This window comes from Streptomyces sp. NPDC026515 (assembly GCF_055567595.1).
On record NZ_JBVHQD010000027.1, the window covers coordinates 67,566 to 92,059 of the forward strand.

The window sequence follows — 24,494 nt, forward strand, 5'->3', positions numbered from 1 at the left end:
TGACGGCCGGTAGGGGACGTCAGGACAGCAGGGTCTCGAAGCCGGCCTCGCGGGCCAGCGTCTCCAGCGTGTCGAGCGCCGTCACGGCGGCCGCGGCGGCGGCCGGGTCCCGCTGCGCCAGCCCGCTCTCGGCGAACTCGTCCTCGTCCAGCCGGCGTACGTCCGTGCCGTCGGCGGACCGCCACAGGTCCAGGTCGAGATCCTCGACGACCAGTTCACCGCCGGTGAGCGTCGCCGGTCGGGTGACGTCGCAGTACCAGCCCTTGAGCGTGCCGTCGGCGGCACGGACCTCCTTGACCGCGTACCAGCGGTCGCGCCAGTAGAACTCGGTGAAGACATCGCCCTGTTCGAAACGGACGAAGCCGAAGTCGCGGGCGACGTCACCGGCCCACGGCGCGCGTACGGCGATCCGGACGCCGTCGTCGTGCAGCAGCTCGGCGGGGTAACGGATCTTCGTGCGGCCCGCCTTGACCAGGACGACGTCCACCGTGACCGGTGACTCAGCCGAGTTCACGGACATATCTGACCTCCGTCGCGCAGATGTCGTAGCCGAACCACTTGTTGATCGCCAGCATCGGGCCGTTGCCGCTGTCGTTGCCCGTGAACGCCTCCGTGCAACCGGCGGCGCGGGCGCGGTGCAGGGAGTGGTTCTTGGCGAGCTTGGCCAGGCCCCGGCCGCGGAAGGCACGGGCCGTGCCGGTCATGACCGTGCCATAACGTGGGCCGCCGTCGGTGCGCGCCGCGCTGAACGCCGCCGGACGTCCGTCCACCAGGACGACCGAGGTCAGCTCGGGGCTGAACAGGGGATGCCGCCAGGTCGTCTCCAGCCACGCCTCGTAGTCGGCGAACTCGGTGTCGATGTCGCTCGGTTCGTCCAGCGTCGTCTCCGCGTCGAGGGTGAAGAGCGGACGCGGGTCCTCGGCGAAGTCGGCGGCGGAGCGGAGTTCGACGCCGGGCGGGGGAGTCCGCAGCGGGGGGAGGGTGCCGTGCGCGAGGTCGAGACGGAGGAAGTGGGCGGAGCGGCGCGCCGCGTATCCGCGACGCTCGGCGAAGGCGCGGTGGGCCGGGGCGTCCAGGACCCAGGCGTACGAGGTTCTCGCGCCGGCCTGCGACAGGTGCGCCTCCGCCGTACGGACCAGGAGGGTGCCGGCGCCCCGGCCGGTGCGCCGCGGATGGACGTACACGTTGGCGAAGCCCTGGCCCGGCTCGGTGCTCTCGTGGGCGAGGCCGGCCTGGGCCGTGCCGATGATCTCGCCGTCCTCCTCCGCGACCAGCTGGCGGAAACGGGCGTCGGGGTGGGTGTGCGTCAGGTCGTGGACCAGGGACTCCGGGGTGAACAGCAAGTAGGGCAGGGCGAGCCGCCGCACCCGGACGAAGCCTTCGGCGTCCGACCGGACATCGGGGCGCAGATCGCGCACGATCACTGTCATGGGGCGCACGCTATGCGGGGGCGAACACGTGATGCCTCTCATTTTCCGGCGGATACGGGAGAATCGGGCCGTGACTCTGAAGATCCACATCGATGACAGCGCGCCGCCGTACGAGCAGGTAAGGGCGCAGATCTCCGAGCAGGCGCGGGGCGGGGTGCTGCCGGTGGGGTACCGGCTGCCGACGGTACGGGGACTGGCCGACTCGCTCGGGCTGGCCGTGAACACGGTGGCCAAGGCGTACCGGGCGCTGGAGACGGACGGCGTGATCGAGACGCGGGGGCGCAACGGCACGTTCGTGGCGGCCGCCGGCTCGGCCGCCGAACGTGAGGCGTCGTCGGCCGCACAGGCGTACGCGGAGCGGGTGCGCAGGCTGGGGCTGGGCGAGAAGGCGGCGCTGGCCGCGGTGCGGGACGCCCTGCGGGCGGCCTACGGAGAGTGAGGTGCGGTCAGCCGCTGACGCTCGGGTGCGGTGCCCGTGCCACCGGCAGCCCCGCCCTCCTCGCCGCTCTCCCGAAAGCCGCGGCGTCCCGCACCGCCGCTCCGCCCGGATCGTTGTTGAAGTACGTGTAGACATCGGCCCTCCTGGGATACGCCGTGGCGATGCGGTCGATCCAGGTCTCCAGAGCGCGCCAGCCGTAGCGGGGCCAGGGCGTGGCCCGGCCCTCGTGGAAGCGGACGTAGCCCCAGTCGGCCGTACGCCAGAGCGGGGTCATGGGGTGGGCCTGGATGTCGGCCCAGCACAGAGCCGCTGCCCGGGATTCCAGGACCGCGCGCGTCTGCCGCGTCCACCAGGAGTCGTGGCGGGGTTCCACCGCCACCCTCGTGCCGGACGGGAAGCACGCCAGGCAGGCGTCCAGCAGGGCCGGGTCGGCCCGGAGGGTCGGCGGGAGCTGGAGGAGGACCGGGCCCAGCCGGTCGCCGAGGCCGGCCGCACGGTTCATCAGACGGTCGACCGGCTCGGCGGGATCCTTCAGGCGTTTGATGTGCGTGAGATAGCGGCTCGCCTTGACGGCGATCACGAAGCCGGCGGGGACCCGGTCCCGCCAGGACTCGAAGTTCTCGCGGCTCGGCAGACGGTAGAACGCGTTGTTCAGTTCGACGGTCGTGAAGTGCGCCGCGTACTCCTCCAGCCACCGGCGCACGGGTGTGCCGGCCGGGTACAGGACGTCCCGCCAGTCCTTGTACTGCCAGCCCGAGGTCCCGATGAACAGGGGCATGTCCCTATCAAAGCACTACAGGTACAGCCCCGCGTCCGCGTCCTCCCGCGCGCCCGGTACCGAGGTCGGCGCCGTGCCGCGGCGTAGTGCGTACAGCTCCGCCAGGGTCGCTCCGTCGCGGCCCACCCCCTCGTCCGTGCCGAGCCAGTTCACCGCCTCGGGGCGGGTCAGCGCGCCCACCTCGATACGGGCCAGGCAGCGGCCGGGGCGGACCACGGCGGGGTGCAGACGTTCCAGGTCCTCGTTGGTGGTGACGCCCACCAGGACGTTGCGGCCCTGGCCGAGCAGCCCGTCGGTGAGGTTCAGCAGCCTCGACAGCGCCTGGCCCGCGGTGTGCTTGGCCTCGCCGCGGATCAGCTCGTCACAGTCCTCCAGCAGGAGCAGCCGCCAGCGGCCCTTGCCGGCGCCGTCCTCCTCGCCGATCGCGATGTCCATCAGATAGCCGACGTCGGAGAAGAGCCGCTCGGGGTCGAGGACGCAGTCCACCTGGCACCAGTCCCGCCAGGACCGGGCGAGCGTCCGCAGCGCGGAGGTCTTGCCGGTGCCCGGCGGGCCGTGCAGCAGCAGGAGACGGCCGGCGATGTCCTCGGGCGTCGTCTTCATCAGGCGGTCCATCGCCTCCGCCACCGGCGCCGTGTAGTTGGCGCGGACCTCGTCCCAGGTGCCGGCGGAGATCTGGCGGGTGGTGCGGTGCGGGCCGCGCCTGGGGGAGACGTACCAGAACCCCATCGTCACGTTGTCCGGCTGGGGCTCCGGCTCGTCCGCGGCGCCGTCCGTCGCCTCGTTCAGCACCTTCGAGGCCAGCTCGGCGGTGGTCGCGGTGACCGTGACGTCCGCGCCCCGGTTCCAGCGGGAGACGAGGAGGGTCCAGCCGTCCCCCTCCGCCAGGGTCGCGCTGCGGTCGTCGTCGCGGGCCACCCGCAGCACCCGCGCCTCCTTCGGCAGCAGGGTCGCCCCGGTGCGCACCCGGTCGATGTTGGCCGCGTGCGAATACGGCTGCTCACCCGTCGCGAAGCGGCCGAGGAACAGCGCGTCGACGACGTCGGACGGCGAGTCGGAGTCGTCGACGTTGAGCCGGATCGGCAGCGTCTCGTGCGGCTTGGCAGACATGCCGCCATGATCCGACAACGGGGCCCGCCGCGCACCCGTTTTCCGAAGTGGGCGGAGAGTGTCGGGTGTGCGCCGAGCTTCCGGAGTATCCGGAGTGTCCCCCCGGCCCTGCTGCGCGCCGCCGATCCCGGATACCTGCCCCGGGGGTGATTTCCACCCTTACTGTTGTCCCTGATGGGACGTCATGAGTGGCATTCGGGGGCTCGGCGGTGGCGACTCACCGCCCTGCTCGGTGTGGGCGTGGCCGCTCTCGCCCTGATCGTGACAGTGGTCGACACGCTCCCCGGGGGTTGACCAGGCCCGACACCAGCGCCAGGTCGGTCGGCGCCTGCGTCGGCAGGTAGTCGACCCGCTCCATGTCCTTCGTGCCCCACGGGATCGCCGGGGTCACGGCGGCGACCGTGTCGTTGCTCAGTCACAGCAGCCGTACGGTTGGCCTGTCGTGGGCGTAGACCCAGTCCATCGCGGCGGCCTCGCCGGGCCGGACCCGCTCGAAGGACTCGTTGCCCCAACGGGCCACCAGGAAGCCGCCCATGAGCAGCAGACCTGCCAGCAGCGCGGCCACCGGGGCCAGGCTGCCCCTGTCCTCCGCACGCTCCTTCGCCGTGGCACCGGTACGCGGGAACAGGGCGAGACCCGCCGGCAGGGCGGCGCCCGGCAGCGTGAACATGAAGACCCGCAGGGCCGTCTCGCCGCCGTACGTCGCGGTACCGGTGCAAGCGCCGCCGCCACCAGCCCCGGACGGCGAACAGCATCATGCCGCCGGCCGTGCCCGAGTCGGTCAGTGCGAGCAGCGCGCCGGTCCCGGCGACGGCGGTCGCGGCGCCCGTGAGCAGCGGTCCCAGGTCCCTCCCCGGTCCTGGTCGTTGCCGTGCGCCGCCCTGGGGTGACGGTGTCCTGAGCCGTATGGCCCGCATGGCCGACTCGCGCGGGCGAACGCGGAGCGTCAGGCGGGCCTGCGGACATGACCGTTCCCCGGGGACACCTGATGTCTCCTGAGGGCAAGTCGCCCAATTCCTTTACGGCATCGGCCCGGTGCGGACCGGTTGAGGCGCCGAAAAGTCTTGGCATGGACACTTCCCGTCAACACGCGTCATTGGTACGACGGTTGTGGCAGAGATCCTGCTAAAGGGAGGTTCCATGAGACGTTCCCGAATTACGGCATACGTGACTTCGCTCCTCCTCGCATCCGGCCTCGCACTCGCCGGAGCCGCAACCGAGGCGCAGGCGGCGACCGGTGGTTATGTGGCGCTCGGTGACTCGTACTCGTCCGGTGTCGGCGCCGGCAGCTACATCAGTTCGAGCGGCAGCTGCGACCGCAGCACGAAGGCCTACCCGTATCTGTGGAACGCCGCCCACAGCCCGTCCTCGTTCTCGTTCCTGGCCTGTTCGGGCGCCACCACGGACGACGTGCTCTCCGGCCAGCTCGCCACGCTCAGCTCCGCCACCACCCTGGTCTCGATCACCATCGGCGGCAACGACGCCGGCTTCGCGGACGTCATGACGACCTGTGTGCTCAGCTCCGACAGCACCTGCCTGTCCCGGATCGACACAGCCGAGGCCTACGTCGACTCCACACTCCCCGGCAAGCTCGACACCGTGTACGACGCCATCACCGCCAGGGCTCCCCACGCCAGGGTCGTCGTGCTCGGCTATCCCCGCTTCTACAAGCTGGGCACCACCTGCCTCGGCCTCTCCTCGACCAAGCGCTCCGCCATCAACAACGCCGCCGACTACATCGACGCCGCGATCGCCAAGCGCGCCGCCGACCACGGCTTCGTCTTCGGCGACGTCCGCACCACGTTCACCGGCCACGAGATCTGCTCCAGCAGCTCCTGGCTGCACAGCGTCAACTGGCTGGACATCGGCGAGTCGTACCACCCCACCGCGTCCGGCCACTCCGGCGGCTATCTGCCGGCCCTGACCAACAACGCGTGAGCTTCGGTACGTCAGTCCGAACCTGAAGGCGAAGGCGAAGAGGAGGCCCCGTCGGACGGGGTCTCCGTCGTCCTGGTGCAGGTCACGGAGAACGGCACCGAGTCGGACGTCACCGTCACCGGGCTGCGTACCTCGACGGCGATCGCGTCCTTCAGCGTCCCGCTGTCGGACCAGGTCGTCACGGTCACCTTGGTCTGCCGGGTCTTCCCGCCGCCGTCCGGGAAGGACAGCGTCTTCCACCCCTGGTCGTCGAGTGACCCCTTCTTCAGCACCCAGCGGTACTGCACCTCCGCGGGCACCCTGCCGACCGTGAACGTCGCCGTGAAGGCGGGGGCCTGCTCGGTCGGCGGAGGGCAGCTCCCCGAGTAGTCGGTGCCGGACCCGGTCACGCCGACCCTCACGCTCTGCGCCGCCGCACTGCTGCTCGCCGACGGCGACGGCGACGGCGTCGTGGACTCCGTCCTGCCGCTCCGGCTGGGCGCCGGGGAGCTGAGGCTGCCGGCCGACTGGCTGGGACCGGCGTTGTCGTCGCCCTTCTCGCCGTTGCCACCGTTGAGCAGGGCGTACGTGAGCCCGCCGAGCGCGAGGACGACCAGCACCAGCCCGATGATCAGCACGGTACCGGCCCTGCGGTTTCCGTCGCGGTCGGACGCGGGCGGCCGGGTGTCCGTGGGAGTGGGCAACGGCGTGGTGGGGGACGGCGGTTGCTGCTGACGTGCGACACGTGACGGGGCGTCGTACCGCCCCGGTATCGGCACGGTGGCGGCGGTGCCGGGGGTGCCCCCGAACGAGGGCGTGCCGCCCGACGCGATCAGCCGCAGGTCCCGCTCGGCCTGTTCGGCCGGCAGCCGCCCGGCCGGATCCTTGCGGAGCAGCCCTTCGATGACCGGAGCCAGGGCACCCGCACGGTGGGGCGGGGGCAACTCCTCGTCCACCACGGCACGGAGCGTGTTCAGCGGGGTGTCCAGCCGGAACGGGGAGGTGCCCTCCACCGCCGCGTACAGCAGCACTCCGAGCGACCAGAGGTCCGACTCGGGGCCGAACGCGCGCCCCAACGCCCGCTCCGGGGCCAGATACTCGGGTGAACCGATCACCTCGCCGGTCATGGTCAGCGCCGAGCTGCCCTCGACGGTGGCGATCCCGAAGTCGGTGAGTACCACCCGCCCGTCGTTCGACAACAGCACGTTGCCCGGTTTCACGTCCCGGTGCAGCACCCCGGCGGCGTGCGCGGCCCGCAGCGCGGACAGCACCTCGGCGCCGATGCCGGCCGCCCGCTGCGGGGACATCGGGCCCTCGGAGTCCAGTACGTCCGCGAGGGACACCCCGCGGATCAGCTCCATGACGATCCAGGGCCGTCCGCCCTCCATCGCCACGTCGTACACCGTCACCACGTTGCGGTTCGCGACCCGGGCCGCGGCCCAGGCCTCGCGCTCCAGACGGGCGTACATCCGCTCGACGTCGGAGCCGGGCAGCCCGGCCGGCGCCCGCACCTCCTTGACGGCGACCTCGCGGCCCAGCACCTCGTCCCGGGCCCGCCACACGGTGCCCATGCCACCCTCACCGAGCGGGGACAGCAGTCTGTAGCGGCCCGCGATCACTCGCTCACGGCCCGGCTCTTCGGTCACGGGTGCTCCCCACGGCAGCTCGCGCTGATTCATCACAAACGTAACTCAGAGCAGTGCGGATGCGGCGCCCTTGAGGACCAGTCCGGCGCCCAGGGCCACTACCACGAGCGCCGAGGCGAGCGGGGTGGTCCTGCGGACCAGTGTGGCCATGGGGTGGGTGGTCCACCGTGGGCGTTTGTCCAGCACCCGGGTCATTCCCGTACCCAGCTTGACGACGGCGAATCCGGCGGCGGTCAGGGTCAGTGCGAGACCGACGCCGTAGGCGACGACGAGCAGCAGTCCGAACCAGGCCTGCCCGAGGGCGGCGGCGCCGACGAGCACGACCACGGCGGAGGGGCTCGGGACCATGCCCCCGGCGAAGCCGAGGAGGAGGGTGCCGCGCAGGGTGGGGGCCGTGGAGTGGGTGTGGGTGAACCCGCCGTGACTGTGCGCCAGGCCGGTGTGGCCGTGGTCGTGGTCGTGGCCATGAAGGTGGTCATGCCCGTGGTCGTGTCCGTGCGTGTGGGCGCGCGTGTGTTCCTGCGCCCCGACCAGGGCCGGCTCCCGCACCTCGGACACCTCGTGCTGGTGATCGTGATGATGGTGGTGGTGGCCGTGGTCGGGTGCGGGTGTGTGCTGGTGCTCCCGGTTCCGCCATGCCCTGCGGGTCAGGTTCGCGCCGGCCGCCAGGACCATGAGGCCGCTCGCGATGCCCAGCCAGGCGATCACCGACGGAGTGGCCGCAGAGCCCGCCGTGACCAGGATGCCGAGGGCCACCACGCCCAGGGTGTGGGTGACCGTGACCGACGCCGCCAGCGGGAGGACGTCGCGCAGGCGCGCGCGGCCGCCGCGGGCCGCCGCCGTCGCCGCCATCAACGTCTTGCCGTGGCCCGGTGCGAGCGCGTGCATCGCCCCGAGTCCGATCGCGATGAACAGCGCGATCGCCGCGAAGCCGACGGTGAGGTGGTTGCGGGCGACCAGGTCGGTCAGGGCCTGGGTCCAGCGGTCGACGCCCCGGGGAAGGATCGCGGCACCCGGGGCGTCCTGGCGTTCCTCGGCGAGGGCCGGGCCGCCCGGCCGCACGCGCACCGCGGCGGACGTGACGTCGGCCGGGGAGGAGAGCAGGTCCTTGGGGTAGCTGGTGAGTTCGTGGGAGACGGACGTCCTCGGTACGTCCGTCGCGGTCAGTGTCATCCGGTCGCCGCGGGCCGTGATCTCCCGCCAGCCGGGACCGGTGTCGGCGCCCGCGCTGTGGAAGGAGAGGTCGGCCGTGCCGCCCTCGGGTAGGGGCGCGGTGAACCGGCACTCCACCCGGAGGGTGTGCAGACCGGCCTGGCCGGGCCGCAGTTCCGCGTGGCCGGCCGCGACGGTGAGCGCGGTCGCCCTGCCGCCGACGGTGAGTCTGCTGCCGTCGGCCGCGGTCGCGCAGCGCTGCTCGGCCCACCTGGCCGTGCCCAGCCGCTTCAGGTCCGGTTTGGCCTGCGTCGCCGGGATCTCGGCCAGGTCCTCGACATGGTCGACGCGGAGCTGCCCGGGGGCGGCGACCAGACCGTCGTACTTGTTGACCGTGAAGTTGCCGAGCGGGTGGGCGCTCGCGGCCGTGGCCGGCAGGAGCGTGAGGCCGCCGGCCATGACGAACAGGGCGGCGGCGCGGCGGAGGTTCACTTCGAGTCCTCCAGCGCCTTGCGGGCCGTACGCGCGCCCAGCGGGGAGAAGCCGGGGTTGAGCGCGAGGGCCTTGGTGAGGGCGGCCCGGCCGGCCGTCCGGTCGCCGTCGGCCAGCTCGATCATGCCCAGGTGGTAGCCGAAGGAGGCGTTGCGGTAGCCGGTGGCGGTGGCCCGGCGGGCGTACGGCAGCGCTTCCTCGTCCTTGCCGTTGACGTGCAGGGCCCAGGCCAGCGCGTCCGCCGTGTGCACCGTGCGGCGGCGGGCCCACTCGGCGCGGGCCGCCTTCAGTGCCTCGGCCTTGTCGCCGTGGTCGGCGGCGGCGAGCGCGGTGTCGAGGTCGGCGTTGACGCCGTTGGCGCGGGCGAGCGCGATCCAGGCCTCGACGAGCGCGTACTGGTCCGCCGCCTTCGCCCGGTCGCCCTTGGCGTTACGGTCCTCGTACAGCTCACCGAGTTCGACGAGGGGCTGGGGCAGGGGGTAGCGGGAGACGACCAGTTCCATGCCCTTGATGGCGTCGGCCCGGTCGCCGGTCGCCGCCTGGGCGCGGGCCCGGCCCTCCAGCGCGGGGAGGTAGTTCTCGTCGGCGGTCAGCGCGCGGGCGTAGTAGTCCAGCGCGCTCCTGTAGTCGCCCTGGTTCCAGGCGAGCAGGCCGAGCTGCGCGGCCACGTAGGCGATGTCGCCCTTCGAGGTGGCCGTGGACAGCGCCTGCTGGAGCACCTGCCGGGCCGTCCGCACGTCGCCCCGCAGCTCCCGCACATACGCGTACCGGGTGAACACCGGTACGCCCGGCTTGCGCCGGTCGGCCAGATCGGCGGCCTTCGCCGCATCGCCGTAGCGGCCGAGTTCGACCAGGGCGTCGATACGGGAGGACAGGGCGCCGGCGTTGTAGGGATTCTGTGCGAGGGCTCGGTCCGCGTGGGTGAGCGCCTGCGCGAACTGGTGCCGGGCGGCCGCGAGCGCGGCCTGGCCGGCCAGCGCCTGGTCGTTGTCCGGGGTGATCCGGAGCGCGCGCCTGAGGGACTTCTCCGCCTGCGGGTAGCGGGACGGATCGCCCTTGGTGCGCGCCTGCTCGACGTAGGCGAGGCCCAGGGTGGCCCAGCTGTCCGAGTCCTTCGGCTGGGTGCGGAGATGGGCCTGGAGGGAGGCGATGCTGCTGTCGAGGTCCCCGCTCGCCAGCATCGCCGGTGACACGGCACTCGACGCGGCCATCGGCGTACCGCCGTCCCCCGACGCCCCGACGGCGATCGCACCACCGGTCAACGCGATGGCCAGCAGCACGGCGGAACCCGCGAGTTGCGCGCGCCGCCAGTTCCGCCCCGCGGCGGCGAAGCGGCGCAGGGCGGTGACCCGCTCGTCGTCCTTCGGGCCGGCGGCCTGCTTGTCGTTCGTACCCGGGGCCATGCCCTCTCCTCGTAGATGTCGCACGGTGGCGCGGCCCGCTGCCGTGGGGGATTGGGTGGGAAGCGGGCCGCGCCGGTCACTGGGGGGCGTTGAGCGCCCCGGAAGGGGCGGGGGACCGCCCCCTTGTCTTCCTCGCGACGGCGTTCAGTACGGCCGTTGCATCCGGCGGCGCCACCAGCCGAACGCCGTGCCGATCAGCAGGACGCCCGCGGCACCCGCGGCCGCGGACCCGGCGATCAGCGTCGTGTTGCTGCTGTCGGAACTGGTCAGGGCGTCACCCAGCGCGCTCTTCGTGCTGCTCCCGGCAGCCTTGGCGAGCGCTCCGCGGGAGCCGGACGTCGGCTCGGCCACGTACGGGAAGTACTTCTCGAAGCCCTTGTCGTTCTTGTCGACCGCGTCGCCCAGGTCGTTCTTCGAACCGACCAGTTCGCCCTCGACGACCTGCAACGCCTCGTCGATCACGTCGTCGGTGAGCCGGCGCCCGTTCGGGAAGCCCGCGTTGTCGCCGTCGAGGACACCGAGCCGCTTGGGCTTGGCGGTGGGCTTGATGGACGTGTTCAGGCGGAGCATCTCCGACGGCGTCGCGTACGGCTGCTCCTGGTTGAGGCCCTTGACGCCCTTGAGGAACACGTCGACGAGGTCGTTGCGCGGTTCCTTCGGCGCCTTGATGTTGTAGATCGCCTCGATGAGCTTCGGCAGTTCCGGGTTGGTCACGTTCTTGAGGAACTGCGCGTCGTCCTTGGGCTGGGACGCGTTGAACTTGTCCTTGTCCTTCTGCGGGTTGACGACCTCGTTGACCAGCGGGTTGCCGAGGCGCGAGACCTGGGCGTAGTAGCCCTGCGCGTTCCGGCGCTGGGTCGTCGCGTAGATGCCGACGGTGGGACGCGACGCCGACTGCCGGATCAGCGAGTTCGGCACCTGGAGGGCGATCGTGTTGACGTTGTAGCCCTTGAGGGTGTCCCGGCCGACCTCGGAGAGGTTGCCGCCGTACAGCAGGTCGAAGACGCGCAGGTCGGCGAAGAACGGGTCGTCCGCCTGGCCGGCGAAGGTCGCGCCGCCGTTGACCGTCTTGTAGATGGCCTGGGAGCGCAGCTTCCCGTAGTCCGGCATCGACGCCTTGCCGACGTCCGAGGGGGCCGCCGGCACGTCGCTGGCGATCCTCGTCGTGTGCTGCTGCCTGCCGTTCCTGAACTTGATCAGGTCGAGGTTGTACGCCTGCGTGACGTTCAGGTCGGGGTCGGTCAGGTTGTCGACCACACCCGTGTTGTAGAGGAACGTCTTCTTGTTCTTGATCTGGGTGCGGAAGGTGTAACGGAAGATCAGGTCGTCCTTCGCGTCACCGTTGTTGTCGATGTGGATGTCGTACTGGGCGTCGTCGGCGAACTGGTAGAAGTTCGGGCCGCCCGCCGGTTCCTCGAAGGGGATGTAGTCCGACACGATGGTCGTGGTGTCGGGCTTGTCCGGGCTGACGAACGCGTACAGGTCCGTGTTGTCGTACTGCGGGGTGCCCGAGATGAGCGGGGCTTCCCGGTGGGAGGAGGCGGAGGCCGCTCCCGGTTCCAGCGCGGCGACGCTGGCGGCTGTGATCCCGCCGGTGGCCAGTGCCCCACAGATGAGCGGGACAAGGCCCTTGCGCCCCGCGCCACTCCTGGAGATTAGAGGTGTCATGCCGTCCGTCCCTCGGTCCCAACTTGCTTGACGGACGGGTATACGGAACGGGACGGCCGTTTGGATTGGTCGGAAGAAAAAAATCTTTTCTTCCTGCTCGACCCGCGTTTTCGGCCCGCGCGTACGTACTTCTGCCGGAGGTGCGTCAGTTGCGAATGCCTGGTGTGGGAGGACGGGCCGGGTGCGGCCACAGAAGGGGGAACGGGGTGGAGGCGGACGAACTGCTGGTGCTCGTCGCGGCCGGCGACCAGAAGGCGTTCGAGGACCTCTACGGACTGGTGTCCGGTCCGGTGTTCGGACTTGTGCGACGCGTGGTCCGGGACCCCGCCCAGTCCGAGGAGGTGGCCCAGGAGGTGCTCCTCGAACTCTGGCGCTCCGCACCCAAGTTCGATCCGGCCCGTGGCAGTGCCCTGTCCTGGATCCTCACCCTCGCCCACCGCCGCGCCGTCGACAGGGTGCGCAGCGCCCGCGCGGCCGGCGAACGCGAGCAGCGCGAGGCGCTGCGCGCGGGCGAACCGGCCTTCGACCAGGTCGCCGAGGAGGTGGAGGCCGGGCTGGAGCGCGAATGGGTACGCCGGTGCCTGGACCGCCTCACCGCCCTGCAGCGCCAGTCGGTCACCCTCGCCTACTACGACGGCTACACCTACCGCGAGGTGGCCGAGCGGCTCAAACTGCCGCTGGGCACGGTCAAGACACGGATGCGCGACGGACTCACCCGGCTGCGTGACTGCCTGGGAGGTGCCGTATGAGCCTGGTCGGCCGCCTGCTGCACCGCGAGGACCTGCACTCGCTGGCCGCGCCCTACGCCCTGGACGCCCTGGAGCCCAGCGAACGGCGCCGCTTCGAGAAGCACCTGGGGGGCTGCGACCGGTGCGCTGCCGAGGTCCGGGCGCTGACCGAGGACGCGGTACGGCTGGCCTGGTCCACGGCGGCCCCGCCGCCCCACGCGATGCGCGACCGGGTCCTGGCCGCCGTACGCGCCACCCCGCAGGCGGCGGCTCCCGCCCGGGAGCGCGTTCCCAGTCTGCCGCCGCACGTCTGGGGTGCGCAGCCCCCGCCGCCGCGCAGACGGCAGCGCCCGCTGTTCGTGCCGTTCGCCACCGCCACCGCGGCGGCCGCGCTGGTCGTGGCCTCCCTGTTCGCGGTGCAGGCCGACCGGACCCAGGACCAACTCGACGCGGCGCGGGCCCAGTCGAGTGAGATCGCCCACGTCCTGGCCGCGACCGACGCCCGTGCGACCAGCGGCAAGGACGCCCAGGGCCGAAGTATCGGAGCCGTGGTCTCCGCTTCGGAGCGGCAGGCCGTCGTCACGCTCAGCGGATACGGCGCGCTGTCGAAGGGGCGCGTGCACCAGCTCTGGCTCATGCGCCCCCGTGCGCAACCGCGCTCCCTCGGGCTTTTCAAGACCGACACGCCCTTGGTCGCGACCGGTCTCGACACGTCCGCCACGTCACTCGCCGTAACCGTCGAGCCCGCCGGTGGCTCTCCGCAGCCCACCAGCCAGCCGATTGTCCAACTCGCCCTGAAATCGGTCGGATTCGGAGAGTAGCCTAAGAGGGGTCGTCAACAGCCTTGCGGGAAAGGTGAATCCTGTGACCGCGATACACGAGTGCCCCATCGGGGCGATAGGGTTACCCTGCCCGGGCCGGGTGGACTCGTACGGGTGGGGAGTGACATGGAACAGATAACACGCAGCAGGGCGAGGGTTCCTGCGATCACCTGCGGGAGCAGCGCGACCAGTTCGCGCCTCGACCGCCATCTGTCGGTACTGGCGGGTCCCGCCATACCGCAGCAGCAGGCGATCGAGGCGACGTCACTGATGCGTGAGCTGACCGCGCGTGAGCCCGCACGCCGCAGCGACCGGGGTGCGCGGGTCAGCCGCGTCTCCCTCTTCGCGCCGCTTCGTCGGCTACGCCGTTCGCTGTTCGGCGGTAGCGACAAGCACTGACCGTCAGGCTCGCGCTCAGGCAGCCACACCGTCCCGGCGCAGCGCTGCTGTCTCGGCGTCCGTCATCCCCACGGCACGCAGCAGCGCGTCGGTGTGCTGTCCGAGCGCGGGTACGTCCCCCATCCGCGCCTCGTCCCCGCCCGGCAGCGTGATGGGCGGCAGCAACGCACGCAGCGGTCCGACCGGCGACCCCACCTCCCGCCACCGCTCCCGGGCCGCCAGCTGCGGATGTTCCGCCAGCTCGGACAGGTCCCGCAGCCGTGCGCAGGCGATGCCCGCGGCTTCCAGGCGTGCCACCGCCTCGTCCGCGCCGACCGATCCGAGAGCGGTCGCGACCAGCTCGTCGGTCCGTGCCCGGTTCGCCGCCCGCGCCGCGTTCGTCGCGAACGCCGGATCCGAACCCAACTCCGGCCGTCCGATCACCTGTTCGGCAAGCCGTCGCCACTCCCGGTCGTTCTGCACCGACAGCAGCACCCGCCCGCCGTCCCCGGTCGGATAGGCGTCGTACGGTGCGATCACCGCGTGCGCCAGACCGGTGCGCTCCGGCGGGGTCCCGCCGTGCAGGGTGTGGTGCAGCGGATGCCCCATCCACTCGGCCAGCGCGTCCAGCATGGACACCTGCACCGGCCCGCCCCGGCCGGTCGTGCCGCGCCGCACCAGCGCCGCGAGGACGCCGGAGAAGGCGTACATGCCCGCCGCGATGTCCGCCGCCGGGATCCCGGCCTTCACCGGCTGCTGAGGCGTGCCGGTGACCGACACCAGCCCCGCCTCGCACTGCACGAGCATGTCGTACGCGCGTTTGCCGGCGTACGGACCCGACGCGCCGTATCCGGAGACGTCCACGGCGACCAGGCGGGGGTGCGCGGCGCACAGCGTGGCCGCGTCCAGGCCGAGCCGGGCGGCGGCTCCCTGCGCGAGGTTCTGCACGAAGACGTCGGCGCCCGCGACGAGTCGTCCCACGACGTCCAGTCCGCGCGGGTCCTTCAGGTCCAGCGCGATGGACTCCTTGCCCCGGTTGCACCACACGAAGTGCGAGGCGAGCCCCTGGGCGGCGGTGTCGTAGCCGCGCGCGAAGTCGCCGCCGTCGATCCGCTCGACCTTGACCACCCGGGCGCCCAGATCGGCGAGCTGCCGGGTGGCGAACGGTGCCGCGACGGCCTGTTCGACGGCGACGACGGTGATGCCCTCCAGGGGCAGCGGGAGACGGTCCATGGCCTGGATCATGTCCCGCCACCGGCGGTCCTGTCAGCAGGAGGACGGCGACCAGGAGCGCGCTCCGGGCGCGCGGACCCGCGACCGGATGGGGCGCCCGCCGAGCGGACCCGTGGCGGCGGGCGCGTCGCCGAACAGGTGGCGCTCGCGGACCGCCCGGCCCGGAGGCGGACCGCCTCGGGTGCCTATCCGCGGAGGACTCGCGGCGTTCGCGGAGGACCCGGAGCCCCTCGGCCTGGCATCGTGGGGCTTGGCGGGCGCCGGAAGGGTACCGGACGGGTGCTGGGCTTCACACCGTCGTAGCCCGTGCGGACGAGTCACAGCAGCGTCAGTTGACCTGCCGGGCCCTCTTCCGTGTGCTCCAGGATCGACGCCGGTCTGCGGGCTGCCTCCGGGGGCGGGAGCACGCCCGCCGCCGTCAGCTGCGCCGCCGTGATCCGGGTCTCGATCTCCAGGGCGGCCCGCTGGGACCGTACGTCCGCGAGCAGGGTCAGGACCGTGATGAGCTCCAGCAGATCCGACGTCCACGCCTGGGGCCAGGACTGCGGAACGATCGCCGCCAGCGTCCCCGGTCGTGCCGGGGCGGTCCGGGCCGCGAACCATGCCTCCAGGACCCGCACGTCACCCGCCGCGAACTCCCAGGCCTGCGGCGGTACCGGTGAGACGCGGCCCTCGTCGATGTGCAGGGTCTCCTCCTCCGGGTCGTAGCGGATCGTGAGGGGGCGGGAGGGGAGCGGGGCGCGGACGTAGGGGCGGCGGCCGCCGGGGAGCTTCGGGCGTTCGCCGTCCCGGCGGAGCAGCCACAGGGCCCGCCGGCCCAGCCGCACGCCCCGGGACCACAGGTCGGGGTCCTCGGTGAGCGGGACCGTGTGGTCCGGGCGGATCACCGCCAGCGCCCAGGCCAGCACGTCCGGCGGGGCGAGGGCATGGCCCAGGCGGTCGGCGAGGTGCGCCAGCAGGCCCGGTGCCAGGTTCGGTTCGCCGCCGCCCGGGCGGCGGTACAGCGGGCGGACACGACCGGCACGGAGCGTGGGCAGCAGGGAGGTCGCCAGCAGCGGCATGCCCTCGGCCGACTCCACCGCGAAGATCTGGTGGCCGTCGGCCACCCGCCACAACTCCGGGCGGGCCGCGTCGATGAGGCGGTGGTCCGGAAGGAGCCATTCCTCGTCGAACGGGGCGGACAGCACGCGGACCGGATCCGCGCACGGGCCCGAGGCCCCCGCCAGCCGCTCCGTGCCGGTCGGCTGCCCCGGCAGCTGGGGCACGGCCGAATGGAGGGTCCGGGCGCGCGTCGGTTCGAACAGGGTCTCGCGCTCGGGGCCCTCGGCCTTCAGGAGCGCGTCCCAGCGGGCCTTGAGGGTCGCCGGATCGGGGGCCGTCGGCCACCCCCGGCCGAGCCGTAGTGGTGCGACGGACCACGGCATGAGGTCCGCCAGCGGCGGAGCGTCGTCGTGCGTCACGCCCGGCATCGTACGACGAGTTCAGGTGGCGTCGAGGGTGACCGTGAAGGAGAAACGGTCGCCCCGGTAGTGGATGACCGCCAGGTCCAGGACCCGGCCGGCGGTGTCGTAGGTGACTCCGGTGTAGTGCAGGATCGGGCTGAGGAGGGGGACCTGGAGCAGCCGGGCCGTCTCCGGGTCGGCCAGCCGGGCCTCGACCGTGTCCGTGATACGGCTGATGTCCGCGCCGACCACGTCGCGGAGCACCTTGGTCATGGGCCGGCGGGCCAGGTCCTGCGGATCGATGCGCTCGGCCAGTTCGGGACGGACGTGGTTGCGGGCGTGGTTGGTGGGCTCGCCGGTCTGCTCGTCACTGCGCAGCCGGTGGTACGTCGCCACCTCGTCGAGATCCGGGAAGTACTCGGCGAGTTCACCCGCCACGGGTGCCGTGCCGTGGTCCAGCAGTTCGGCCGTCATGCCGGACTGCTGGGCCACGATCGCGTCCACCGAGCCGAGGAGCCGTACCGGGGTGCCCCGCCGCACGTCCGGTTCGATGAAGGTGCCCCGGCGGCGGTGCCGGCTGATCAGGCCCTCGTCCTCCAGTTCCTTCAGCGCCTGCCGCATGGTCAGCACGCTCACGCCGTAGTGCTCCGCGAGCTGTTCCTCGGTGGGCAGCCGGAGCGGATCCCGGGGCGAGCGCCCGAGTATCGAGGCGCGCAGTGACTGCGACACCTGATACCAGAGCGGCAGCTTGCGGTTCAGGACGATCGAGTCCGGGGCGAAGGAGGTCACAGGGCATCCGTACCGTCGGGGGATCTTCAGTGCAAGGGCCGGAAGTGGCGCTCCAGGCCCTGCCACACGTCGTCGTAGCGCTGTTGCAGGTGCTCGGCGGTCGCCGCCTGCGGGGTGAGCGTGACCGGCCAGCGGGTCTCGAACATGAAGGCGAGGCCGTCGTCGACCTTCTGCGGACGCAGTTCGGCCGCGCTCGCCCGGTCGAACGTCTCCCGGTCCGGACCGTGCGCGGACATCATGTTGTGCAGGGAGCCGCCGCCCGGCACGAAACCCTCCGCCTTCGCGTCGTAGGCGCCCTCCACCAGGCCCATGTACTCGCTCATCACGTTCCGGTGGAAGTACGGCGGCCGGAAGGTGTTCTCGCCCACCAGCCAGCGCGGGGCGAAGACCACGAAGTCGACCCCCGCCAGGCCGGGAGTGTCCGACGGGGACGTCAGCACCGTGAAGATCGACGGATCGGGGTGGTCGTACGAGATGCTGCCGATCACGTTGAAGCGGCGGAGATCGTAGAGGTAGGGCACATGTGTGCCGTGCCAGGCGACGACGTCCAGTGGGGAGTGGTCATATGTGCTGGTCCACAGGCTGCCGCAGAACTTGTTGACCACCTCCACCGGACCCTCCACGTCCTCGTAGGCGGCCACGGGGGCCTGGAAGTCGCGGGCGTTGGCGAGGCCGTTGGCGCCGATCGGGCCCAGGTCGGGCAGGCGGAAGGGCGAGCCGTAGTTCTCGCACACATAGCCGCGGGCCGTGGCCTCCAGCAGTTCCACCCGGAAGCGGACCCCACGGGGGATCAGCGCCATGTGTCCCGGCTCCATGTGCAGCAGGCCGAACTCGGTGCGCAGCAGCAGCCCGCCGCGCTCCGGGACGATCAGCAGTTCACCGTCCGCGTCCGAGAAGACCCGCTCCATCGAGGAGTTGGCGTGGTACAGGTGCACGGCCATGCCGGTGCGCTGGGTCGCGTCGCCGTTGCCGCCGAGGGTCCACAGGCCGGCGAGGAAGTCCGTACCGGGGGCCGGCTCGGGCAGCGGGTTCCAGCGCAGCCGGTTCGGGTCCGGGGCGACGTCGGTGAAGGGCGCGGTGCGCAGCGCCCCGTCGCCCGCGGCCCGGGTGAACGCCGGGTGGGCGGCGGAGGGGCGGATCCGGTACAGCCAGGAGCGGCGGTTGTTGACCCTCGGCTCGGTGAAGGCCGTACCGCTGAGCTGCTCCGCGTACAGGCCGAGAGGGGCGCGCTGCGGGGAGTTGCGGCCCTCCGGCAGGGCGCCCGGCACCGCCTCCGAGGCGTGTTCGTTGCCGAACCCCGACAGGTACGCCAGCCCTTCCGCGGTCTTCCGCGCTCCCTCACGCTCGAACACGCTCGCGCGGGAGGTGCCCCCATCGCTCATGATCGCTCCCTGGACCGGTGAGTGCCTGATTCCTATGTATCACCGTAGGATTGAGTGGGGGCGGGTGCAAGAGGGCGGGGATCATCCCTGCGAGGGACGGCGAGAACCCGACTCGAGGGGGATCCGGTCCACTGCGCGCTGTTCTACGCTCCCGGGCATGTCGTGGACGCGTGGACTGCCGGGCGCGCTCGCGGCCGGCGCGCTGCTGCTGGTCGCTGCGGCGGCTTGCGGGACCGGGGAGGCGCACGAGCAGCGGGAGACGGGGGCGCCCTCACCGGTGGGCAAGATCCTCGACGACACGGACGAGGGCGGACGCCACTACCGGGAGGCCGGCGGGAAGCAGGCGCCCGAGGTGGGCACGGTGGTCACGCCGGACACCGCCGGAGGCTGGGACGTACGGCTCGACGTGCACCGCTTCCACCTCTCCCCGGCCGGTACCGCGGCCCGGGCGGTCGACGGGCACGGCCTCGCCTACCTCTTCGTGGACGGCGACCTGGTGACCCGGCTGCGCACCCCCGTCTACCACCTCCCCGCCAGGCTCGTCCCGCAGGGCACCCACCACGTCACCGTCCGCCTCTACGCGGACGACGGCACGGTGTGGGTCGTCCACGGCAAGCCGGTCGAGAGCACGGCGGACGTCACGGCATCGGGGGCGGAGACGGTCACGCCGACGGCGACGGACGGCCCCCCGCCCGGATGAGTGCATGGGCCATCCGTCTCCGTACTGGGGGGCGAGGTTCACCTGATCCCCGCGGAAAGGCATCATGAAGCCCGTGCCCCCAGCGCCCCCGCTTCGTAAAGCTCCTGTCCAGCGCCGCAGTGCGGAACGGCTGACCAGGATTCTCGACGCCTGCGCCGACCTCCTCGACGAGGTGGGCTACGAAGAGCTGAGCACCCGGGCCGTCGCGGTGCGCGCGGCGGTGCCCATCGGCTCGGTCTACCGCTTCTTCGGCAACAAGCGGCAGATGGTGGACGCCCTCGCCCAGCGCAACCTGGAGCGCTACACCGAGCGGGTCGCCGAGCGGCTGAAGGACGCGCCGAAGGGCGACTGGCGTGCGGCGACGGACGCGGTGCTGGACGAGTACCTGGCCATGAAGCGCACCGCCCCCGGATTCTCGCTCGTCGACTTCGGCAACCAGATACCGGTCGGCGCCCGCCACGCCGAACCCAACCGCAGGGTCGCCGACCGCCTCACCGACCTGCTCTCCGGCTACATCGGCCGCACCCCGGACGAGGCCCTGCGCCGCACGTTCCTGGTGGCCGTGGAGACCGCCGACACCCTGGTCCACCTGTCCTTCCGGATGGACCCGGAGGGCGACGAGACGATCATCGAGGAGACGCGGGAACTGCTGCGGGCCTATCTGGCGCGGGTGCTGGACTGAGACGAGACCCTCGTGACCTGGACTTTTGCGCTTATTGCTCGCGTGTCAACGTCTTGTTAACGACGTTTGGCGCGACCTAACGTCATCGCACCGCCTGCCCTGGCGGGAGTTCAAGGGCGAACGTTAGGTGTTCCACTCATGCTGACCATCCTCGGCTTCACCATGATCGCGACCTTCCTGGTCCTGATCATGCTGAAGAAGATGTCGCCGATCGCGGCGCTCGTGCTGATACCCGCGCTGTTCTGCGTGTTCGTCGGCAAGGGGGCCGAGCTCGGCGAATACGTCATCGACGGCGTCACCGGCCTCGCGCCCACCGCGGCGATGCTCATGTTCGCGATCGTCTACTTCGGCGTGATGATCGACGTCGGTCTGTTCGACCCGATCGTCAAGGGGATCTTGAAGTTCTGCAAGGCCGACCCGCTGCGGATCGTCGTCGGTACGGCTCTGCTCGCCACGATCGTCTCCCTCGACGGCGACGGCTCCACCACCTTCATGATCACTGTCTCGGCGATGTACCCGCTGTACAAGCGCCTGAAGATGAGCCTGGTCGTGATGACCGGGGTGGCCGCGATGGCCAACGGCGTGATGAACACGCTGCCCTGGGGCGGACCGACGGCACGCGCGGCGACCGCCCTCAAGCTGGACGCGAGCGACATCTTCGTGCCGATGATCCCCGCGCTCGCCGTCGGACTCCTCTTCGTGATAGCCCTCGCGTACGTCCTCGGCCGCCGTGAGCGCAAACGGCTCGGCGTGCTGACCCTGGACGAGGCGCTGGTGGAGGAGACCGAGACGGTCCTGGTGGGGGCCGGCGGGCCGCTCGCGCGTACCGGCGGCGGTCCGGGCCCCATGCCCGCCGGGCAGCCCCCGGCCGACGAGGACTTCCAGGGCCTGGACCCGCACCGCGAGACCCTGCGTCCCGGGCTGTACTGGTTCAACGCGCTGCTCACGGTCGCCCTGCTCACTTCGATGATCATGGAGTGGCTGCCGATCCCGGTGCTGTTCCTGCTCGGCGCCGCGCTCGCGCTGACGGTCAACTTCCCGCAGATGCCCGCCCAGAAGGCCCGCCTCGGCGCGCACGCCGAGAACGTCCTCAACGTCTCCGGCATGGTCTTCGCCGCCGCCGTCTTCACCGGGGTCCTCCAGGGCACCGGCATGGTGGACCACATGGCCGGCTGGCTCGTCGGCAACATCCCCGACGCCATGGGCCCGCACCTGGCCCTCGTCACCGGCGTGCTCAGCATCCCGCTCACGTACTTCATGTCGAACGACGGCTTCTACTTCGGGATCCTCCCGGTCCTCGCCGAGGCCGGCCAGGCGCACGGAGTCTCCTCCGTGGAGATCGCCCGCGCCTCGATCGTCGGCCAGCCCCTGCACATGTCGAGCCCGCTGGTACCCGCCGTCTACGTCTTGGTAGGCATGGCCAAGGTCGAGTTCGGCGACCACACCCGCTTCGTCGTCAAGTGGGCCGCCCTCACCTCACTCGTGGTGCTGGGGGCAGGAATCCTGTTCGGCATCATCTGACCTGCTCCACGGAGGACTTCACCATGGCGCCCGGCAGGAACCGCGGCTGGCTGCTCCGCCTCGTCATCGCCTTCGGCTTCGCGCAGGGCGCGGTGTCGATGGCCCGGCCCGCCGTCTCGTACCGGGCGCTCGCGCTCGGCGCCGACGAACGGGCCGTCGGTGTCATCGCCGGCGTCTACGCCCTGCTCCCGCTCTTCGCCGCCGTCCCGCTCGGCCGCCGTACCGACCACGGCCGCTGCGCGCCCCTGCTGCCGGTCGGCGTGGTGCTGATAGCCGGCGGCTGCGCGCTCAGCGGCCTCGCGAACTCCCTCTGGGCGATGGCCCTGTGGAGCGGGGTGATGGGCCTCGGCCACCTCTGCTTCGTGATCGGCGCGCAGTCGCTGGTGGCCCGCCAGTCGGCCCCGCACGAACAGGACCGCAACTTCGGCCACTTCACCATCGGCGCGTCGCTCGGGCAGCTGGTCGGACCGATCGCCGCGGGTGCGCTGATCGGCGGGCCCGACATGGCCGGCAGCAGCGCGCTGGCCCTCGTGGCGGCGGGTGCGGGTGCGGCGGTCGCGGTCGGCTCGCTGTGGCACATCGAGGACCGTACGGCGGTGACGTCCCGTCACGAGCGGGGCGTCCGCGTCCCGGTGGGCGGCATCCTGCGGGCCCGGGGGGTCCCGGCGGGCATGCTGATCAGCCTGTCGGTCCTGTCCGCGACCGACATCCTGACCGCGTATCTCCCGGTGGTCGGCGAGCACCGGGGCATCGCGCCGGCCGTGATCGGAGTCCTGCTCAGCGTCCGTGCGGGGGCGACGATCGCCTGCCGGCTGGTCCTCACGCCGTTGCTGCGGCTGCTCGGCCGGCCGCTTCTGCTGGCCCTGACGTGTTTCCTGGCGGCCGTGCTGTGCGCCGCGATCGCGCTGCCGGCCCCGGTGTGGGCGCTGGCCCTGCTGCTCGCCGCGCTCGGCTTCTGCCTGGGGGTCGGGCAGCCGCTGTCGATGACGACGGTCGTCCAGGCCGCTCCCGAGGGCGCCCGGTCCACGGCACTCGCCCTGCGGCTGACCGGCAACCGCCTGGGCCAGGTGGCCGCGCCGGCCGGAGCGGGGCTGGTGGCGGGGGTGGCCGGAGTGGCCGCGCCGTTCGTGATGCTGGGCGCGTTGCTGCTGGTCTCCGCGGGTGTGGCGGTGCGCTCGCCGGGGGCGTCGGGGCGGTCAGGGGGTGCCGGCCCGGAGCCGCGGACGCGGCGCGGGGGCCCGGCGTTGCGCCGCACGAGCGATATCTGACGGCGCGTCGAATGTCGGTGCCACGGGCCGTGGAGTGCATGGGTGACAGTCCAAACGAAAGGTCGATTTGTATGAAAATCGTCTAACTTGGAGGAGCTTGCATGCCCACGCTCACACTGCCCCGCGCCGCCGGTTCCCGAGCGGGCGCCACCGTCGTCCTCGCCGCCATCGCCGCGGCGGGTGCGTCGTGGGTGGCGGCGCCGAACGCGGCGGCCGTAGGAGAGAACGGCGACATCAGGATCCACCGGGTGGGCGTGCCCTTCGGCGTGTCCAAGGACGACCCGGTGGTCTGCAGGTTCTATCTCGACGCCGTCAACTTCGACGTCCTCCCCGCCATCGCCTACACCATCACGCCACAGCCCCCGCTGCCCACCGCGGCCACCGTCGCCGGCACCATCCAGCTCGCCGGAGGCGCCGGTCACACCGACCCGCTGGGGCTGGCCGACGGGCAGTACAAGCTCTCGTGGACGGTGTCCGGCGCGTTGAAGGAGAAGGTCTTCCGGGTCAACTGCCGCGACGGCAAACAGGACGGGGCGCCGGGCCAGAACGGCCCCAACGGCCCCAACGGCGAGAACGGTCAGAACGGCCAGGGCGGTCCCAACGGGCAGATCGAGGACAACCAGCGGGGCGACTCCTGGGTGCAGGGCGGGGACCGCGGCGGCCCGCAGGGCGGTGTGCACGCGGGCGGCGGCGGCCTCGCCGACACTGCGGCCGCGTTCTCGCCGCTGGCGGCGGCGACGGCCGTGGGCCTGGTCGCGGCCAGCGGTGTGGTGTACGTCCGGCTGATCCGCCGTCGCCCCCATGGCGCCGCGTAGGCGCAGACGCAGGCCCTGGTACCGGACCCGCGCCTTCCGCCTCGCCAGGACCGCCCTGCTGGCGATCGTCCTGGTGACCGTGGTCCGGTGCGGGGGTCCGGGCGGTTCGGACGCCTCGGCGGCGGCCGGCCCGGGCGCGGGTCGGCCCGGGGCCGAGGGGCCCCCGCCCCGCCCGCTGCCCCGGTCCCGGCCGACGTCGATGCGCATCCCCGTCCTGGGCGTCGACGCGCCGGTCATCGGGGTCCGGCTCGACCAGGGGCGGCAGTTGGAGACACCGCCGGTCGACGACCCGAAGCTGATCGGCTGGTTCGAGGGCGGCGCCACGCCGGGCGAGTCCGGGCTCGCAGTGGCCGTCGGCCACCGGGACACCAGGACGGGGCCCGCCGTCTTCGCGGCGCTCGCGCAGGTCAAGCCCGGCAAACGGATCGAGGCCGGGCGCGCGGACGGCCGTACCGCCGTGTACACCGTGGACCGGGTGAAGGTCTACGACAAGGCCGACTTCCCGAGCGAGGAGGTGTACGGCCAGACCCGGCGTCCCGAACTCCGCGTCATCACCTGCGGTGGTCTCTTCAGCCGGAGGACGGGCTACACCAGCAACGTGGTGGTCTTCGCCCATCTGACCGCGACGCGGTGACCGGGCGGCGGCCCGCACCGCCGGCGCGCGGTGTGCGGCCGTCGCGGCCGGCCGTCCGGTTTCCCG

Annotated in this window: 23 protein-coding genes and 1 pseudogene; 11 read left to right on the forward strand and 13 right to left on the reverse strand. The window is 72.0% G+C overall.

The genetic code is table 11. The features are described 5' to 3' along the window. Positions 1 to 19 precede the first annotated feature (19 nt). A complete protein-coding gene (locus ACZ4O3_RS38650; protein WP_467726889.1) occupies positions 20 to 520 on the reverse strand; it encodes a ribonuclease FAU-1 family protein in 501 nt (166 codons plus the stop codon). Then, positions 501 to 1,430 (reverse strand): GNAT family N-acetyltransferase, encoded by a 930-nt coding sequence (locus ACZ4O3_RS38655; RefSeq protein ID WP_362718013.1) that lies wholly within the window; start codon positions 1,428 to 1,430, stop codon positions 501 to 503. The genes ACZ4O3_RS38650 and ACZ4O3_RS38655 overlap by 20 nt, the downstream gene beginning before the upstream one ends. 70 nt (positions 1,431 to 1,500) lie before the next feature. On the opposite strand from ACZ4O3_RS38655, the gene ACZ4O3_RS38660 reads away from it, so the two are divergent. Next, a complete protein-coding gene (locus ACZ4O3_RS38660; RefSeq protein WP_467726891.1) occupies positions 1,501 to 1,869 on the forward strand; it encodes a GntR family transcriptional regulator in 369 nt (122 codons plus the stop codon). Positions 1,870 to 1,876: 7 nt separating this feature from the next. On the opposite strand, the gene ACZ4O3_RS38665 is transcribed toward ACZ4O3_RS38660, so the two are convergent. The 3 genes and pseudogenes from ACZ4O3_RS38665 to ACZ4O3_RS38675 all read right to left on the reverse strand — a co-directional run. Then, positions 1,877 to 2,647 carry a DUF72 domain-containing protein gene (locus ACZ4O3_RS38665; protein WP_467726893.1) on the reverse strand — a complete coding sequence of 257 codons (771 nt, stop codon included), beginning with the start codon at positions 2,645 to 2,647 and terminating at the stop codon, positions 1,877 to 1,879. Between the two features lie 15 nt (positions 2,648 to 2,662). Beyond that, a complete protein-coding gene (locus ACZ4O3_RS38670) occupies positions 2,663 to 3,757 on the reverse strand; it encodes a DUF5925 domain-containing protein (protein WP_384996759.1) in 1,095 nt (364 codons plus the stop codon). Positions 3,758 to 4,049: 292 nt separating this feature from the next. Beyond that, positions 4,050 to 4,617, reverse strand: a pseudogene (locus ACZ4O3_RS38675) (lipopolysaccharide biosynthesis protein); the annotation flags it as partial. Between the two features lie 280 nt (positions 4,618 to 4,897). Here ACZ4O3_RS38675 and ACZ4O3_RS38680 point away from each other — a divergent pair. Next, entirely contained in the window at positions 4,898 to 5,695 is a 798-nt protein-coding gene (locus tag ACZ4O3_RS38680) for an SGNH/GDSL hydrolase family protein (RefSeq protein WP_384996757.1), read from the forward strand. 11 nt (positions 5,696 to 5,706) lie between these two features. Here ACZ4O3_RS38680 and ACZ4O3_RS38685 read toward each other — a convergent pair whose 3' ends face one another. The 4 genes from ACZ4O3_RS38685 to ACZ4O3_RS38700 form a co-directional block, all read right to left on the reverse strand. Further along, positions 5,707 to 7,320 (reverse strand): serine/threonine-protein kinase, encoded by a 1,614-nt coding sequence (locus ACZ4O3_RS38685; RefSeq protein WP_467726895.1) that lies wholly within the window; start codon positions 7,318 to 7,320, stop codon positions 5,707 to 5,709. 45 nt (positions 7,321 to 7,365) lie between these two features. Next, the gene (locus ACZ4O3_RS38690) at positions 7,366 to 8,931 is read right to left on the reverse strand and encodes a HoxN/HupN/NixA family nickel/cobalt transporter (RefSeq protein ID WP_467726936.1); all 1,566 of its coding nucleotides are present in this window, start codon (positions 8,929 to 8,931) and stop codon (positions 7,366 to 7,368) included. Positions 8,932 to 8,960: 29 nt separating this feature from the next. After that, positions 8,961 to 10,367, reverse strand: a complete 1,407-nt coding sequence (locus tag ACZ4O3_RS38695; protein WP_467726897.1) for a tetratricopeptide repeat protein — start codon at positions 10,365 to 10,367, stop codon at positions 8,961 to 8,963. 144 nt (positions 10,368 to 10,511) lie between these two features. Beyond that, a complete protein-coding gene (locus ACZ4O3_RS38700; RefSeq protein WP_362729213.1) occupies positions 10,512 to 12,035 on the reverse strand; it encodes a DUF4331 domain-containing protein in 1,524 nt (507 codons plus the stop codon). Positions 12,036 to 12,241: 206 nt separating this feature from the next. On the opposite strand from ACZ4O3_RS38700, the gene ACZ4O3_RS38705 reads away from it, so the two are divergent. The 3 genes from ACZ4O3_RS38705 to ACZ4O3_RS38715 all read left to right on the forward strand — a co-directional run bounded on the left by ACZ4O3_RS38705 (position 12,242) and on the right by ACZ4O3_RS38715 (position 13,983). Next, the gene (locus tag ACZ4O3_RS38705) at positions 12,242 to 12,784 is read left to right on the forward strand and encodes a sigma-70 family RNA polymerase sigma factor (RefSeq protein WP_362729215.1); all 543 of its coding nucleotides are present in this window, start codon (positions 12,242 to 12,244) and stop codon (positions 12,782 to 12,784) included. Then, positions 12,781 to 13,584: an anti-sigma factor gene (locus tag ACZ4O3_RS38710; protein ID WP_467726899.1), complete on the forward strand. Its 804-nt coding sequence runs from the start codon at positions 12,781 to 12,783 to the stop codon at positions 13,582 to 13,584. Before ACZ4O3_RS38705 ends, ACZ4O3_RS38710 begins: the two co-directional genes overlap by 4 nt. 126 nt (positions 13,585 to 13,710) lie before the next feature. Then, positions 13,711 to 13,983 (forward strand): hypothetical protein, encoded by a 273-nt coding sequence (locus tag ACZ4O3_RS38715; protein WP_362732465.1) that lies wholly within the window; start codon positions 13,711 to 13,713, stop codon positions 13,981 to 13,983. Positions 13,984 to 13,998: 15 nt separating this feature from the next. On the opposite strand, the gene ACZ4O3_RS38720 is transcribed toward ACZ4O3_RS38715, so the two are convergent. The 4 genes from ACZ4O3_RS38720 to hmgA all read right to left on the reverse strand — a co-directional run bounded on the left by ACZ4O3_RS38720 (position 13,999) and on the right by hmgA (position 18,808). After that, on the reverse strand, positions 13,999 to 15,195 hold the full coding sequence (locus tag ACZ4O3_RS38720; RefSeq protein WP_467726901.1) for a CaiB/BaiF CoA transferase family protein: 1,197 nt from the start codon (positions 15,193 to 15,195) through the stop codon (positions 13,999 to 14,001). A 317-nt stretch (positions 15,196 to 15,512) separates the two neighbouring features. Further along, positions 15,513 to 16,664: a type ISP restriction/modification enzyme gene (locus ACZ4O3_RS38725; RefSeq protein ID WP_467726903.1), complete on the reverse strand. Its 1,152-nt coding sequence runs from the start codon at positions 16,662 to 16,664 to the stop codon at positions 15,513 to 15,515. Between the two features lie 12 nt (positions 16,665 to 16,676). After that, positions 16,677 to 17,426, reverse strand: a complete 750-nt coding sequence (locus tag ACZ4O3_RS38730; protein ID WP_362725396.1) for a GntR family transcriptional regulator — start codon at positions 17,424 to 17,426, stop codon at positions 16,677 to 16,679. A 26-nt stretch (positions 17,427 to 17,452) separates the two neighbouring features. After that, complete coding sequence (gene hmgA / locus ACZ4O3_RS38735) at positions 17,453 to 18,808, reverse strand: homogentisate 1,2-dioxygenase (RefSeq protein ID WP_362725394.1); 1,356 nt, start codon at positions 18,806 to 18,808, stop codon at positions 17,453 to 17,455. A gap of 157 nt (positions 18,809 to 18,965) precedes the next feature. Between hmgA and ACZ4O3_RS38740 the strand changes: the two genes are divergently transcribed. From ACZ4O3_RS38740 to ACZ4O3_RS38765, 6 genes are all read left to right on the forward strand, one after another. Further along, positions 18,966 to 19,508 carry a hypothetical protein gene (locus tag ACZ4O3_RS38740; RefSeq protein WP_362725391.1) on the forward strand — a complete coding sequence of 181 codons (543 nt, stop codon included), beginning with the start codon at positions 18,966 to 18,968 and terminating at the stop codon, positions 19,506 to 19,508. 64 nt (positions 19,509 to 19,572) lie between these two features. Continuing rightward, positions 19,573 to 20,190: a TetR/AcrR family transcriptional regulator gene (locus ACZ4O3_RS38745; protein ID WP_362725389.1), complete on the forward strand. Its 618-nt coding sequence runs from the start codon at positions 19,573 to 19,575 to the stop codon at positions 20,188 to 20,190. Between the two features lie 138 nt (positions 20,191 to 20,328). Then, positions 20,329 to 21,711, forward strand: coding sequence for a CitMHS family transporter (locus ACZ4O3_RS38750; protein ID WP_467726904.1), 1,383 nt, complete (start codon positions 20,329 to 20,331; stop codon positions 21,709 to 21,711). A 23-nt stretch (positions 21,712 to 21,734) separates the two neighbouring features. Then, entirely contained in the window at positions 21,735 to 22,979 is a 1,245-nt protein-coding gene (locus ACZ4O3_RS38755; protein WP_467726906.1) for an MFS transporter, read from the forward strand. 101 nt (positions 22,980 to 23,080) lie between these two features. After that, positions 23,081 to 23,794, forward strand: coding sequence for a hypothetical protein (locus tag ACZ4O3_RS38760; RefSeq protein ID WP_362732248.1), 714 nt, complete (start codon positions 23,081 to 23,083; stop codon positions 23,792 to 23,794). Continuing rightward, entirely contained in the window at positions 23,781 to 24,428 is a 648-nt protein-coding gene (locus ACZ4O3_RS38765; RefSeq protein ID WP_467726908.1) for a class F sortase, read from the forward strand. Before ACZ4O3_RS38760 ends, ACZ4O3_RS38765 begins: the two co-directional genes overlap by 14 nt. Positions 24,429 to 24,494 lie beyond the last annotated feature (66 nt).

What these genes read in the sequence shown, in the direction of transcription:
- ACZ4O3_RS38650 (WP_467726889.1), bottom strand. Translation starts at nt 520, where the DNA reads ATGTCCGTGAACTCGGCTGAGTCACCGGTCACGGTGGACGTCGTCCTG.
- ACZ4O3_RS38655 (WP_362718013.1), bottom strand. Translation starts at nt 1,430, where the DNA reads ATGACAGTGATCGTGCGCGATCTGCGCCCCGATGTCCGGTCGGACGCC.
- ACZ4O3_RS38665 (WP_467726893.1), bottom strand. Translation starts at nt 2,647, where the DNA reads ATGCCCCTGTTCATCGGGACCTCGGGCTGGCAGTACAAGGACTGGCGG.
- ACZ4O3_RS38670 (WP_384996759.1), bottom strand. Translation starts at nt 3,757, where the DNA reads ATGTCTGCCAAGCCGCACGAGACGCTGCCGATCCGGCTCAACGTCGAC.
- ACZ4O3_RS38680 (WP_384996757.1), top strand. Translation starts at nt 4,898, where the DNA reads ATGAGACGTTCCCGAATTACGGCATACGTGACTTCGCTCCTCCTCGCA.
- ACZ4O3_RS38690 (WP_467726936.1), bottom strand. Translation starts at nt 8,931, where the DNA reads ATGGCCGGCGGCCTCACGCTCCTGCCGGCCACGGCCGCGAGCGCCCAC.
- ACZ4O3_RS38695 (WP_467726897.1), bottom strand. Translation starts at nt 10,367, where the DNA reads ATGGCCCCGGGTACGAACGACAAGCAGGCCGCCGGCCCGAAGGACGAC.
- ACZ4O3_RS38700 (WP_362729213.1), bottom strand. Translation starts at nt 12,035, where the DNA reads ATGACACCTCTAATCTCCAGGAGTGGCGCGGGGCGCAAGGGCCTTGTC.
- ACZ4O3_RS38710 (WP_467726899.1), top strand. Translation starts at nt 12,781, where the DNA reads ATGAGCCTGGTCGGCCGCCTGCTGCACCGCGAGGACCTGCACTCGCTG.
- ACZ4O3_RS38715 (WP_362732465.1), top strand. Translation starts at nt 13,711, where the DNA reads ATGGAACAGATAACACGCAGCAGGGCGAGGGTTCCTGCGATCACCTGC.
- ACZ4O3_RS38720 (WP_467726901.1), bottom strand. Translation starts at nt 15,195, where the DNA reads ATGGACCGTCTCCCGCTGCCCCTGGAGGGCATCACCGTCGTCGCCGTC.
- ACZ4O3_RS38725 (WP_467726903.1), bottom strand. Translation starts at nt 16,664, where the DNA reads ATGCCGGGCGTGACGCACGACGACGCTCCGCCGCTGGCGGACCTCATG.
- hmgA (WP_362725394.1), bottom strand. Translation starts at nt 18,808, where the DNA reads ATGAGCGATGGGGGCACCTCCCGCGCGAGCGTGTTCGAGCGTGAGGGA.
- ACZ4O3_RS38740 (WP_362725391.1), top strand. Translation starts at nt 18,966, where the DNA reads ATGTCGTGGACGCGTGGACTGCCGGGCGCGCTCGCGGCCGGCGCGCTG.
- ACZ4O3_RS38745 (WP_362725389.1), top strand. Translation starts at nt 19,573, where the DNA reads ATGAAGCCCGTGCCCCCAGCGCCCCCGCTTCGTAAAGCTCCTGTCCAG.
- ACZ4O3_RS38750 (WP_467726904.1), top strand. Translation starts at nt 20,329, where the DNA reads ATGCTGACCATCCTCGGCTTCACCATGATCGCGACCTTCCTGGTCCTG.
- ACZ4O3_RS38755 (WP_467726906.1), top strand. Translation starts at nt 21,735, where the DNA reads ATGGCGCCCGGCAGGAACCGCGGCTGGCTGCTCCGCCTCGTCATCGCC.
- ACZ4O3_RS38760 (WP_362732248.1), top strand. Translation starts at nt 23,081, where the DNA reads ATGCCCACGCTCACACTGCCCCGCGCCGCCGGTTCCCGAGCGGGCGCC.
- ACZ4O3_RS38765 (WP_467726908.1), top strand. Translation starts at nt 23,781, where the DNA reads ATGGCGCCGCGTAGGCGCAGACGCAGGCCCTGGTACCGGACCCGCGCC.